The sequence below is a fragment of the Cellulophaga sp. BC115SP genome, assembly GCF_009905545.1.
Classification (GTDB): domain Bacteria; phylum Bacteroidota; class Bacteroidia; order Cytophagales; family Spirosomataceae; genus Flectobacillus; species Flectobacillus rivi.
The window spans coordinates 157,489-171,050 of sequence record NZ_JAAALB010000006.1 but is presented as its reverse complement, the minus strand read 5'-3'; the positions used below and the strand labels follow the sequence as shown (position 1 = coordinate 171,050).

The 13,562-nt window shown below is 37.5% G+C and carries 11 protein-coding genes; 5 read left to right on the top strand and 6 right to left on the bottom strand.

Translation table 11 applies throughout. The features are described from left to right. Positions 1-1,917, top strand: coding sequence for a DUF3857 domain-containing protein (locus GVN22_RS07160; RefSeq protein WP_166550356.1), 1,917 nt, complete (start codon positions 1-3; stop codon positions 1,915-1,917). 231 nt (positions 1,918-2,148) lie between these two features. Beyond that, positions 2,149-4,572: a phenylalanine--tRNA ligase subunit beta gene (pheT, locus tag GVN22_RS07155; RefSeq protein ID WP_166550355.1), complete on the top strand. Its 2,424-nt coding sequence runs from the start codon at positions 2,149-2,151 to the stop codon at positions 4,570-4,572. Positions 4,573-5,063: 491 nt separating this feature from the next. Here the strand turns inward: pheT and GVN22_RS07150 are convergent, their stop codons facing one another. The 4 genes from GVN22_RS07150 to GVN22_RS07135 all read right to left on the bottom strand — a co-directional run bounded on the left by GVN22_RS07150 (position 5,064) and on the right by GVN22_RS07135 (position 8,999). Beyond that, entirely contained in the window at positions 5,064-5,330 is a 267-nt protein-coding gene (locus GVN22_RS07150) for a hypothetical protein (RefSeq protein WP_166550354.1), read from the bottom strand. A 98-nt stretch (positions 5,331-5,428) separates the two neighbouring features. Next, complete coding sequence (locus GVN22_RS07145) at positions 5,429-6,370, bottom strand: metallophosphoesterase (RefSeq protein WP_166550353.1); 942 nt, start codon at positions 6,368-6,370, stop codon at positions 5,429-5,431. Between the two features lie 734 nt (positions 6,371-7,104). Next, positions 7,105-7,920 carry an aldo/keto reductase gene (locus GVN22_RS07140; protein ID WP_166550352.1) on the bottom strand — a complete coding sequence of 272 codons (816 nt, stop codon included), beginning with the start codon at positions 7,918-7,920 and terminating at the stop codon, positions 7,105-7,107. Positions 7,921-8,018: 98 nt separating this feature from the next. Continuing rightward, a complete protein-coding gene (locus GVN22_RS07135) occupies positions 8,019-8,999 on the bottom strand; it encodes a phytanoyl-CoA dioxygenase family protein (RefSeq protein WP_166550351.1) in 981 nt (326 codons plus the stop codon). Between the two features lie 244 nt (positions 9,000-9,243). On the opposite strand from GVN22_RS07135, the gene GVN22_RS07130 reads away from it, so the two are divergent. The 3 genes from GVN22_RS07130 (at position 9,244) to GVN22_RS07120 (ending at position 12,224) form a co-directional block, all read left to right on the top strand. Then, positions 9,244-10,089, top strand: coding sequence for an AraC family transcriptional regulator (locus GVN22_RS07130; RefSeq protein WP_166550350.1), 846 nt, complete (start codon positions 9,244-9,246; stop codon positions 10,087-10,089). 41 nt (positions 10,090-10,130) lie between these two features. Then, on the top strand, positions 10,131-11,609 hold the full coding sequence (locus GVN22_RS07125) for an ATP-binding cassette domain-containing protein (protein ID WP_166550349.1): 1,479 nt from the start codon (positions 10,131-10,133) through the stop codon (positions 11,607-11,609). Positions 11,610-11,732: 123 nt separating this feature from the next. Then, entirely contained in the window at positions 11,733-12,224 is a 492-nt protein-coding gene (locus tag GVN22_RS07120; protein WP_166550348.1) for a MarR family winged helix-turn-helix transcriptional regulator, read from the top strand. A 49-nt stretch (positions 12,225-12,273) separates the two neighbouring features. On the opposite strand, the gene GVN22_RS07115 is transcribed toward GVN22_RS07120, so the two are convergent. Both GVN22_RS07115 and GVN22_RS07110 read right to left on the bottom strand, forming a co-directional pair. Beyond that, positions 12,274-12,702, bottom strand: coding sequence for a hypothetical protein (locus tag GVN22_RS07115; protein WP_166550347.1), 429 nt, complete (start codon positions 12,700-12,702; stop codon positions 12,274-12,276). A 159-nt stretch (positions 12,703-12,861) separates the two neighbouring features. After that, positions 12,862-13,401: a hypothetical protein gene (locus GVN22_RS07110; protein WP_166550346.1), complete on the bottom strand. Its 540-nt coding sequence runs from the start codon at positions 13,399-13,401 to the stop codon at positions 12,862-12,864. Positions 13,402-13,562: the final 161 nt, after the last annotated feature.

Sequence of the window (13,562 nt, the reverse complement as noted above, 5' to 3'; positions counted from 1 at the left end):
ATGATGTTTACTACACGATTGCTAAAAGTTTTATTACTAATGTGCTTTTCTTATCCTATTGTAGCCCAAACAGTGGTTTGGAATGTACAAGGTATTCCTGATAAATTAAAGGAAAAGGCTCACGCTGTAATTCGTACAGACGAAAATCTATTAATTGTAAAAAATGAAGGTTTTTTAACTAGAAAAAAACATACAGTTATTACAATTCTCGATGAAGAAGGGCTCAAATATGGACATCTCTATATCGATTATAACAAACTCTCGAAAGTGACCGACCTCGAAGGCGTACTTTACGATGCTGCTGGCAATAAGCTTCGTAAGCTCAAAAAAGAGGAAATAAAAGACATAGGTAACGTATCAGAAACCAATCTATTCGATGATTATCGTTATAAATCGGTACAATTCAACTATGCGAACTTTCCATTTACGGTAGAGTATTCCTACGAAGTGTCCGATAAGAGAATGGCTTACTATGAATCATGGTTCCCTGGCGATGATACCGACGATGTGTCAGTACAAGCCAGTAGCTTACAAATAGAGATGCCTGCCAATATGCAATTACGATATAAGGAAATCAATGGCGTGGCATCGGTCGAAAAATCTCAGAATGGTGCTAATACGGTGTATAAATGGAAAGTTAGCAATCTCCCGATTAAGGCTCATGAGCCTTATGCTCCAGCTTGGTCTGAGCGTGGCCCGGGTGTATGGACGGCTCCTGCTACGTTTGAAATGGATGGTTATAAAGGTGATTTTTCTACTTGGCAAAAAGTTGGAGAGTTTGATAATTTGCTCAACAAAGGAAGAGAAACGCTACCTCCTAGAGTAGTAAATGAAATCCAGTCACTTGTCAAAGGAGAAACTACACAAGAAGCAAAAGTCAAAAAGGTATATGAATACCTTCAACAACATACCCGATATATTAGTATTCAGTTGGGGATTGGAGGCTTGCAACCTTTTGAGGCTTCTTTAGTAGCCGAAAAAGGATATGGAGATTGTAAGGCACTAAGTTTTTTTACAAAAGCTATGTTAAAAACTATTGGTGTCGAGTCGCATTATGCTTCGATAAAAGCAGGGGAAGCTACCGCCGATATTCTGACGGACTTTCCAGCGCAACAATTCAACCACGTTATTTTGTGTGTACCTATGCCCAAAGATACCATTTGGCTTGAATGTACTTCTCAGACGAATCCTTTTGGGTATTTATCCAATTTTACAGCCAATCGTCATACTCTTTTGGCTACACCTACTGGAGGCGTATTGGTCAAAACACCTGCTTTGTCTGCAAAAGACAATCAAGTTAGCCGAAAAGTCAAAATGGAATTAGGTGCTGATGGTTCAGCAAAGGCAAAAATTGATGCTAATTTCAAAGGGATTTTTTATGACGATGTCGTTGGTTTAATTCATGAAAATAATCAGGAAAAGACAACGACCTCTCTTTTAAAGAGCTTTTATTTGGGCAATGCACAGTTGAGTAAAATTGCATTACAAGAAAATAGAGATAAAATACCAAGTGTTCAAATTGCTTTTGATGCAGATTTGAAGAAGTTGACCTCCCCAAGCGGATCGAGATTATTTGTGACACCATCCATTTTTTACAAAGAAGATGGTGTACCATCATCAGGCTCCGAGCCTCGCACAATGGATGTTGAGCTATTTAATAATATATCCTATAATGACGAGATAGAAATTCAACTACCAACTTATCAGGCTGTGGAGGCGTTGCCAACTGATGTAAGCTTCACGTCAAAATTTGGTACCTTCCAAGTAAAGTACCAATTACAAGGTACTAAGTTGTTGTTGACTCGTAAGTTTACACGCAACAATGGAAAATATAAGGCCAATGAATTTGCTGAATTGATAGATTTTTACAAAAAAATCTCAAAAGCTGACCGAGCGCAGATGGTTTTGAAGTTATAAAAACCCCTGAATAATCCCTTAATGACCAACTCCGTAAGTTTTTCAAGGACTTACGGAGTTTTTGTTTTAATCAAGCAAGTACAAAAAGCGTAAAACTTGTAACTTTGCGCTCTCAAATACAAATACGGAAAAACAACAACTCATAATATCATTACTCAGGTGCTAAAGCACTTTCCCAATACTTGAGTAAACAAGATTGCACTAGCAAGGTATTATCTAATTTTATACACAATGAAAATTTCACTTAATTGGCTTAAACAGTTCATCGAAATTAATGAATCTCCCGAAGAGCTAGACCAAATGTTGACAGGTACTGGTTTGGAGGTAGAGGGCATCGAGCGTCACGATTCTATCCCAGGTGGGTTACAAGGCTTTGTTGTTGGCGAAGTACTTACTTGCGAACGATTTATGGTGAAAGAAAAGCAATTGAGCCTTACTACAGTAGATATTGGTCAAGAAACACCCTCACAAATCGTTTGTGGTGCAGCCAATGTTGACGCTGGTCAAAAAGTGATTGTAGCAACAGTTGGAACAACGCTTTATGACAAAGAAGGAAAACCTGTGTTTGCTATTTCTAGTAAAAAAACTTACGGACATTTGTCTGAAGGGATGATTTGTGCAGAAGACGAAATTGGTATCGGATCTTCGCATGATGGTATTTTGGTTTTGGATACAGATTTACCAAATGGTACGCCTGCCACCAAATACTTCAACCTTGAAGCAGATTATATGATTGAAATCGGTTTGACACCAAACCGTGCCGATGCTGCATCTCACTGGGGAGTAGCTCGTGATATTAAAGCTGCTACGGGTCGTGAGATTACCTTGCCATCAGTGGAGGCTTTCAAAGTAGATAATACAAATTTCCCAATCGAGCTTGTTGTGGAAGATGCACAAGCTTGTCCACGTTTCTGTGGAGTAACTATCGATGGCGTTTCGGTAAAACCTTCACCAGAATGGTTACAAAATGCGTTGATTACCATCGGTTTGCGTCCTATCAATAACATCGTTGATATTACCAATTTTATTTGTCATGGTTTGGGTCAACCCATGCACGCTTATGATTGGAGTGCCATCAAAGGTCAAAAAGTAGTGGTAAAAACTTTACCAGCAGGAACTAAGTTTACCACACTTGATGAAGTTGAGCGTACTTTAGGCGAAACAGATTTGATGGTTTGTAATGCTGAAGAGCCAATGGGTATTGCGGGTGTGTTTGGTGGTGCTACTTCGGGTATCAAAGACGAAACAACTCGTGTATATTTGGAGGTAGCGTATTTTGATCCTGCTTCTGTTCGTAAAACAGCACAACGTCATGGATTGAAAACGGATGCTTCTTTCCGTTTTGAACGTGGGACTGATCCAAATGCTAAATTATATGCTTTAAAATATGCAGCCTTGTTGATTCAAGAATTAGCAGGCGGTGTGATTGCTTCTGAAGTTTCAGATTTCTATCCAACTCCAATTCAAGATTTTGTGGTACCTGTTACTTATCGCAATATCGACCGATTGATTGGTAAACAATTAGGAAAAGACCTTATCAAGTCTATTTTGGTATCGTTAGATATTCAAATCACTGAAGAAACTGAAGCTGGTTTTACAGCCATTGTTCCTCCATACCGTGTTGATGTTACGCGTGAAGCTGATATTATTGAGGAAATTTTACGTGTGTACGGTTTCAACAATATTGAACTTTCAGAAAATTTAGGAACAGACTATCTTTCTGATTTCCCTGCAAAAGACCGTGATAAATTACAATGGAAAATTGCTACAGGATTGGCTGGAAGTGGTTTTTCTGAAATCATTACCAACTCTTTGACAAAGCCTTCTTATGCTGCTTTGATTCAAAGTGATTTACAAGGTGAAAATGTTGAAATTCTAAACAAGTTATCAGAAGATTTGGCGGTTATGCGTCAATCAATGGTTTTCTCAGGTTTGGAAGTATTGGCTCACAATATCAACCGTCGCCAGAAGGATTTGAAATTGTTTGATTTCGGGAAAACTTATCATAAAGTAAACGACAAATACGTAGAAAAACGCCATTTAGCGATTTACATAACAGGTAATATTTCGGCAGAGACTTGGCAGGCAAAATCTGAAAAGATTTCTTTCCACACTTTGGCGAATGTAGTTACTAAATTGTTGAAAAGTCTAGGTTTCAAAGATTTCCAAACAAGACCAATCGAAGGTTCTGCTACTTTTGAATATGGCTTGAACTATGTTATCAACAAAAAAGAATGTGTAAGCCTAGGTTTGGTAAAAGCAAAATTGGCGAAGGCTACCGACGTAAAACAAGCGGTATTCTATGCTGATTTGGATTGGGACTATTTGTTCAAACAATACAAAGAAAACGTGGTATTTACTGAATTGTCTAAATTCCCTGAAGTTCGTCGTGACCTTTCGCTAGTATTAGATAAAGAAGTTACGTTTGACCAAATTCAGAAATTGGCAAAACAGTATGAGAAGAACTTGTTGCGCCAAATCAACGTATTTGATGTATATCAAGGCGAAAACTTGGGCGAGGGTAAAAAGTCTTACTCGGTAAGCTTTATCTTACAAGACAATGAACAAACATTGACAGATAAAGTAATTGACAAAACAATGGAGCGTTTAATGGCTGGATTCGAGAAAGAAATCGGAGCAGTAATTAGAAAATAAATTTACTCGCAATAAGCAGTAGGCATTATGCCATAGACTAAGAGTATGTTTAAATTTCATAAGTCATTGAAAAAGAAAAGGTATGTATTTGTTTTCTGAAATCCTACTGTTTGAGCCGAAGGCGAGTTTAGGATTTCTTGACTTTCTTTTGCGGCCGCCGCTGCGGTTACTTTTCTTGTGTCAAGACAAGAAAAGTAAGGAGTAGCGAAAGGAAATTCTGTTTCTTTTACAAATGCCAAATAAAATTTTAAACATACTCTAAAAGTTTAAGAGTATTTTGCATAAAATAATGAAAACATTTATGCCTATTGCCTAGGGCTTACAGCTTAAGGAGTAATAATGCAATCTTTTTTGCATTATTACTTAGTAACAAAAAAGCTGAGAAGATTTGTCTTCTCAGCTTTTTTTGTAGTTCATTTTATCAGCACATAAAATCATTTAATAGTGTTTCTGATAACAGATATACTAATAACTTTTACTGCTGAATTGAACTATTGTAAGGCAGTACTTTTCTGGATGAGGTCTTCAATCTCCAACAAAAGCTTTTTACCAAATCCTGACCATGAGTTCATGGTGCCGTTCTGAAAAAGTTCAACCAACTGATCAAAACTCACTACATTGTGGTCTTGGAGGAAACGCTTTAAGTTTTTACTGGCGCTAAGCGTTTCTAAAAAATTTCCTGCGTTTAGTTTCTGCTCCTCGTACTCTTTAATAATCCTGAGTGCATTTAGATATTCAGAATGAGAAATTGTAGGCATTGCTGTTAATCAATAGTTTTTGTGTTACACCTAAAAAGTTGTACCGTGTGCTAGTTCTAGATTCCAATGTGCTAATATACGACATTTTATGGCACAACTTATGGAACAATTAGTTTATCTTTCGAATATAGCACTTTTCCGGTACTATCCACAAAGCTTGTGGTAATCAAATTATCCTTGATTTTGACTGAGGTAAAAGCTGGAGTATTAGTGCCAAAAAGCAAATAAGGATGTTCTTTTCGGACAATATCATTAGCATACGCAGCTCCGCCACTCACCAATAGTTCAGTATCTAGGTCTGGAGCCTTTAGATATTGGCTATTATGGCTATGGCTCGAAATATATAACTGTACTTTGTATTTATTCAATAGGGGTTTGATAATACTAATGATTTCTGCTTGGTCACCTCTACCTGTTCCTGCCGAATACATAGGGTGGTGTCCTATTACAATCTTGATTTTTTCTTTACTCACACTTAAGGTACTATCTAACCATTTTAATTGCTTTTGAGTATCCTGCGACAAAATATCCGAGTGCATAAAAGCATTCGTTCTGTGTTCGTTGATGAGTGGCGTAGTATCAATAATCACAAATCGAACATTGTTGTTATTGGCCATTTCACGCACAAAAGAATAATATCTATTAGGCAAAATCCATCGCTTATTGATTTTAGCGTAATCCAATTGTGCTGTAGGATTACCCATATAGTCATGATTACCAAGGGTGATATACCAGTTTTTCAAAATATTAGAACCGCTATATACCTGCTCAAAGGATTGTTTCCAGTGCGCATCGTTGACATCGGCTACACCATTTTCATAAAAATTATCACCTGTCGAGAAAATAAAGTCGATGGGTGTTAGCTTAGCCGATTTATCCATTTGCTTGGCAATAGAAGTCTGAGCATATTGTCCCATCCTTCCCCAGTCGCCTACGATATAAAATGAGGTCTCTTTGGGTAAATCCACGGTTACTTCTTGTTTACAGCTCCAGTAAATTCCAATAGCAAGAATAAAGAATAATAAGGTAAATTTTCTCATGTTGAATTTTCTTATTGGCAAATTTTATTTGAATGTAAAATTCGTTGCATTTTACAAAAAAAAGAAACGTAGATGCCTGAAAAACAATAAAAACTATTCAACGGAAGAGGAGAGAGGGAACAGGCACAAAGGCACAGAGGGGCAAAGGGATTTTCGGTAGAGGTGCAATGCTTGCGTCTGTGTAAGTGAACAGGCACAAAGGCACAGAGGGGCAAAGAAGTTTTCAGTAGAGACGCAATGCTTGCGTCTGTGTGAGGGAACAGGCACAAAGGCACAGAGGCACAAAGGGATTTTCGGTAGAGACGCAATGCTTGCGTCTGTGTAAGGGAACAGGCATAAAGGCACAGAGGGGCAAAGAGGTTTTCAGTAGAGGCGCAATGTTTTGCGTCTGTGTGAGGAAACAGGCACAAAGGCACAGAGGGGCAAAGAGATTTTCAGTAGAGACGCAATGCTTGCGTCTGGAGGGAACAGGCAAAGAGGCACAAAGAGATTTTCGGTAGAGACGCAATGCTTGCGTCTGGAGGGAACAGGTACAAAGGCACAGAGGGGCAAAGGGGTTTTCAGTAGAGACGTAATGCTTGCGTCTGGAGGGAACAGGCAAAGAGGCACAGAGGTACAAAGGGATTTTCGGTAGAGACGCAATATTTGCGTCTAGTGGTAGAGAGATTTTCTCACACTCTGTGCCTTTGTTCCTCTTTGCCTTTGTGCCTATGCTGCACCTCTGCCCCTAAAAATCAATAAAACATCTCCATAGGGTCATCGACTACTCTTAATTGTTCATCCAAACCATCAATCAATAGCATATCTTCAGAAGAAATAGCGAAATCAAAGACATCAAAATTTTCCTTCAAACGTTTGAGATTGGATGATTTCGGAATAGTAGAAACTCCATGTTGGAGTGCCCAACGTAAAATGATTTGGGCGGGACTTTTCCCATATTTTTCAGCCAAAGCAACAAGTCTTGGGTCATTCATCTTTTGCCCACGAACTAATGGCGTATAAGCCTGCAACTGAATACCTTTTACTTGACATTCGGTTAATAAATCTTCCAGAAATAAATAGGGACTGAATTCCACTTGATTGACCGCAGGGACGATATTTGCGTATTCAGAAAGCTCCTCTAAGAAAGGGGAAAGATAATTTGCTACCCCAACTGAGCGAACCATTCCTTCTTGATATAGATGCTCAAGAGCCAACCAAGTTTCCTTTCTAGTTGCCTTAACAGGCCAATGCACTAAATACAAATCAATATAGTCAATCGATAGTTTTTTGAGACTTTGCTCAAAGGCTCTCAAAGTAGAATCATAGCCTTGGTCGTTGTTGTGAACTTTGGTTGTTACAAACAATTCATTTCTAGCTATATCACTTCTTCGGATGGCATTCCCAATTTCGACCTCATTTTCATACATCGAAGCCGTATCTATTAATCGATAACCCGTTTCTATTGCCCACTCGACGGCTTGTTCAGCTTCTTGGTTGTACATATCATATACGCCAAGCCCCAACAAAGGCATAGTTTGTCCTGTATTTAAAGTTGTATATAACTGCATGGTTTTAGATTATTTGTGTGTTAGAGAATGAGTGATTTTATTAAATATTCCATCAATAGATTATTCAAAAATCACTCAGTCGGAATTCATTCAATTACTCAATAACTGTCAAGTCCAAGTAATTTTTTCCCTAAATTTGATAATACTGCTGTTTCGTAGCGGTCTCTTTCAAAGTTTCTTGGGTCGCCTGGGAATGCGTATCCTTCAGGAGCGATACGGTTTTTCCATGAGTTGATTCTCCAATTTTTCAAAGCCTCGTTATCTTCCTCGGCTGGCATCATCGAAATATATTGGGCAATACGTACTTTATCTTCACTTTTATTTGGACGAATACCATGTGGCTGTGTACTATTGAAAATAAGCAAATCGCCAGCTTCCAGTTTTACTTTTACAAAATGCTCTTCGAGACCAGTGGTGTCAGGCTTAAATCTATCTCTATCCTCTGGTTGAGTCAATTTCCAAGTATCATAAGTACGATAAAGCTCTGGAATACATTGAAAACCGCCCATATTTTCGTCTGTTTGGTCTGCTAATGCCAAGACTCCTTGTACATTTTGAGGGCGAGTTTCAGGGTCATAATCCCAGTGTATAAAGCCTTTGAAAATATGATTAGGACGCATCGGAAAGTTGAGGTTGGCTCTATCAATCGTTACCCACAATTTTTCGGTACCCCAAACGTCCACAAAGGCGTCATACACGCGTTGCGCCTGACGATTTTCCCATAACAACTGATGGTTATAAACCTCGACCATGCCACTACCCACTAGTTCCTTCATTTGCATTTCAGCTCTTGGTGCCGAATACCACGTGTCAGAATTATTAGGATCTTTTTCCTCAAACTCCCAAAGAAATGCTGCAGTTTTAGCTGCTTGCTCACGTGAGATAGCATTTTTGATGACTACATATCCATTATGAATCCAAAACTGCCAATCTTCCTCGCTCAATACACGTAAGGGTTTGCCATTGCTACGATCGTTCAAACCGATTTTGCTACTTGTCGCAGTAGAAGGATTGCCTGGAATATCTTTATGATTTTGATTGGCCATCATCGTTGGAGCCATTGTTGGAGTCATTTGCATGGTCTTGTTAGTTTAGTAATATCTGTTATTGAAATTGTTATACAAATTTAGCCTATTGCAATAGTCAAAATCTTGGCTAATAATTGCCATTTTTTGAACAATTTTGATTTTTTAATAAATAATGATTTGTAATTGGATAAATAAAGTTCAAAATTTGACAAATTCGTAGTAAGCTCATAAGCTAGTCGAATGTGCTTAAACTGTATTTTGAAGTTTTTGTCTTAAAACCCATTAGGAGTGAACTATGAAACTCATTCTAGAAGAATTTTCGCCAGACTCTAATAGCTCATTTCGGATTATGCAAAATCCAAGATTGAGTCAGATTTTTTATTGGCATTTTCACCCCGAAATCGAGCTGGTCTATATCGAGGGTACAGATGGAACTCGGCATGTGGGCGAACATATATCACGTTATCGTTACAATGATTTGGTGCTGATTGGCTCCAATATTCCGCATCTCAATTTTGATTATATGGTCAAAACAGAGGATTATGAGAAAGTAGTTTTGCAATTGAGTCCGTCATTTTTGGGAAATGGACTTAGCCAAACGCCCGAACTCAAAGGAATAGCCGAGCTGTTTGAGCGTTCGCAATATGGTATCGCTTTCGGCGAAAATGTGAAGTTAGCATTGGCTGAAAGGATGAAAAATATCCGTACAATACCACCATTTGAGCAGTTTTTGGAAGTACTCAGTATTTTTCAGTTACTCGCCAACACGACTGAATACGTACTTTTACATGAGAAGCCTGTCGAAAATCAGTACAACAAAAAAGACCAAGAGCGCATCAAACGCCTGTATCAGTTTATTGATGAAAATTATCAGCGTAAAATAGAATTGAGCGAAGTCGCCGAGATGACCAATCTTTCAGAAGCGGCTTTTTGCCGTTATTTTAAGAGAATGACACGACTGACTTTTATCGAATTTTTAAATCATTATCGGGTCAATCAAGCCAAAAATTTATTGCTTTTAGATAAAAATGTGACAGAAACCTGCTTCGATTGCGGTTTTGAAAGTATGTCTTATTTTAACAGAACTTTCAAAAAGCTGACTGGAGTCAACCCTTTGGCATTTAAAAAGCATTATTTTTGAAACTTTAGTAATGAAAAAGCATGGTTAACCAATAAAATATAATGACTCCTTTTATCAGTTTAGAAAATACAGCTCTCAGGAAATTTGAAAAAATTGTCGTTCGCAACCTTACTTGGCAAATAGAAGACCAACAGCATTGGGCTATTGTAGGTGAAAATGGTTCGGGTAAAACCACTTTGTTAGAAGCTTTGGCAGGTAAAATTCCATTTGTGGGAGGAAAAGTAAAATTCCATTTCTTGGAAGAAGGACAATTGCTGAAAGATAAAATCGAGTTGGTATCAAGAGATTATTCAGGAAACCGTATCCTGAATTCTGCCGCACAATATTACCAGCAGCGTTTCAACGTATATGATGCCGAAAATTCGCCAACGGTTCGTGAGTTTTTGACAGACCAAATGAAACCTATTGGTACAATTGATGAAAAATCGGTTCAATTACCACCTTCGCCATATACCGAAGAGGAACTCTTGAATGCTGCCAGAGTATTACGTATCGAACATCTGCTTGAACGTAAATTAATGACTCTTTCAAACGGAGAAACTCGTCGTACTTTACTAACTCGCTCATTTCTCAAACGTCCTAAAGTGATGTTGTTGGATACCCCATTTGTGGGTTTAGATGTTGCTTCCAGAGCAATATTGCATGAAGCTATCAATGCTATTTCGCAACATGGTACGCATATTATATTGGTAACTACACCCGACGAAATACCGACTTGTATTACCAATGTTTTTGAATTGAAAAAAAGCATAGAGGCAGAAGCGACACAGGAAGTAAAGTTAGATTATGCTTTGCTAGAAGAACTTTTGGCATCGAGTACAAGTCAAGATAACTTCGAATACGCTGTTCGTATGCGTAACGTAAACGTAAGTTATGGAAGTAAAAAAGTATTGAATACGCTCAACTGGGAGGTAAAACGTGGTGAAAAATGGGCTGTATTAGGACCAAATGGTTCTGGAAAATCTACACTTCTAAGTCTCATCAACGCCGATAATCCACAAAGTTATGCCAATGATTTTGACCTTTTTGATCGTAAGAGAGGTTCAGGAGAGTCGATTTGGGATATTAAAGGCAAGATAGGCTTTGTGTCGCCCGAACTACATTTGTTTTTTACCAAAAGAACAGAGGTGTTCAAAGCAGTAGCTTCTGGATTGTACAATACCAACGGGTTGTATCAAGCATTAAAGTCTGGGCAACAAGAGTTAGCCGAAAAATATCTTCGCTTATTGGGCATAGAACATTTATCTCAAAAGCGTTTTTCTGAAATTTCAACTGGTGAACAGCGTATGGTATTGCTGGCAAGAGCTTTGATTAAAAACCCTCCTTTATTGGTATTAGATGAGCCTTGTCAAGGTCTAGACCAACAGCATATTCGTTATTTTAGGGATTTGGTAGATGAAATTTGTGTCAAATTGAATAAAACATTGCTTTACGTAACACATTACGAGGGTGAGATACCTACCTGTGTTTCAAAGGTGTTGAAAATGACCGAAGGTAATGCCGAAATCCTAGATAGATAGTATCTGTGAGTCGGCTAGGAGCAGTCAACTTTTAGCCGACTATCATAAAATTCTCATCTTTTATTTTTTTAGTTAAAATAAATAATTAATTTAGTAACTAGTTACGTAACTGATTACATAAAAATGGATATTATCAAAGAATTAGGCCCTTTGGCGATTGCGAGTAGGATGAAACGTCTTGCCGAATTGGTTTTTAAGCAGGCCATTAATGTGTACCGTGTACACGGTATCGATTTTGAACCCAAATGGTTTCCGCTCTTTTATTTATTATCACAAAAAGAATCCATTGGTGTAATGGAGGCATCGGAGCATCTGAATATTTCACATCCTGCGGTGATTCAATTTGTAAAAGAATTAGAGAAGAAAGGCTGGGTTATGTCCGAAAAGTCGCCTGAAGATGCTCGTAAACGTATCTTGAAACTGACAGAAAAAGGCTGGGCATTTTTACCTCAGTTGCAAGAAATTTGGGACAATATCAAAACAGTTAACCAACAATTAATTAGCAAAGAAGCACATGATTTGATGCGTTCTGTGGAGGCATTCGAGCAGTATTTTTTGAAAGATGGTTTTTATATAGATTACTATCAAAAATATATTGATGAAAAATCGAAATAATGCGCCTCTAGCATTCAGTGATATTTGATTGTAGAAGGAAATAAAAACCTTACTTTCCTCCAATAGCGAGGGCAATAACCAAAAAGATTGAAAAAGAAACTGAAATAACCGTACTGATGGTTCTAAGAGTTCGTTCACTTTTTAATTTTCGGAGATCTTTTTCCTCTTGAGTCATTCCATAAAAAAGTTTTTTATTTCTGTCATATCCTGCTGGATAAATGATAATAGGAGCCGATTGTTTTATCGGAGAATCATTAGTGACGTTTTGTACCCGAGTGGTATCTGTGTGTTTTTGAGTGTAGTTTGTGGTGTCAGAAAGTACCTTTTTGACTTGGTTATAATTTGAATCAGATACAATTTCTGTAGAAAAGCCTGAGCAAAGCCCTAAGGTTTTTTCAGATATGAAAGTAGACGTTGTAGTTCCTGCTAGTTTGCCACCATCTAGGCTAGCTTTTTCGGCTAACAAAGATGCTGTCATATATGAAGAGTTTGTCAGTGAGATTACACTGGCACTTGAATTAGAGCATGAGAAAATAATCCCACAATAGATAATTATTAATTTAGTCATGGTAAACAAAAGTGATATTGGATTTGAACGTTGAATGTAGGGAATTCCTAGTTTATACGGCAATATTCTCTATTTAAAAAGATATACTATTGCTGCAATTGCTAGTAATGATATCTTTGCTATTCCAGTCCAATCATCTCCACTGAGTTTTCTATAATGGTATTGCTTTATATATTTTACACGACCACTTAGTTTGTAACGGGGACTCCTATTTTTATCATATCCTCTGGGATAGGTGATAATAATGGGACGATAGTTATGAGAAGATGTTTCCGTAGAGTCAATGGTTTGAGCTTGTAGCTGAGTGGTATCTGTGAGGTTTTTTGAATGAAGTGTAGAATCAATTTGTACTTTTTTAACATTTGTATTATTTGAATCAAGTAGCATTTCAGCTGAAATGCTGATGAAATCACAAATGGTATTTTGAAATAAGTAGCTTGATTTTTCACGTTCTTCTAGCATGAAAGTATTGTAACACAAGTGCGTGTTTTTAGATACTATAGATTTTACTTCTACCCTAGAAAATGAATATATAAGAGAAGTGGCGTTGGCATTTTTGCTATTAAAAAAGCATAGTAAGCCCAAGTAAAGCATACCGATTTTAAACATTCTTTTAAAGAGAATTATTGTTGAATAAGAACAAAATTAATCACTTATCAAATGACTAGATAACCGAAAAATAAGTTTTCCTATCGCTATTTTCTACTCATTTTATAAGGGAGTATTGACTTGTTCATTTTAAATATATAGAAAAGAAAAACCATGTGCTT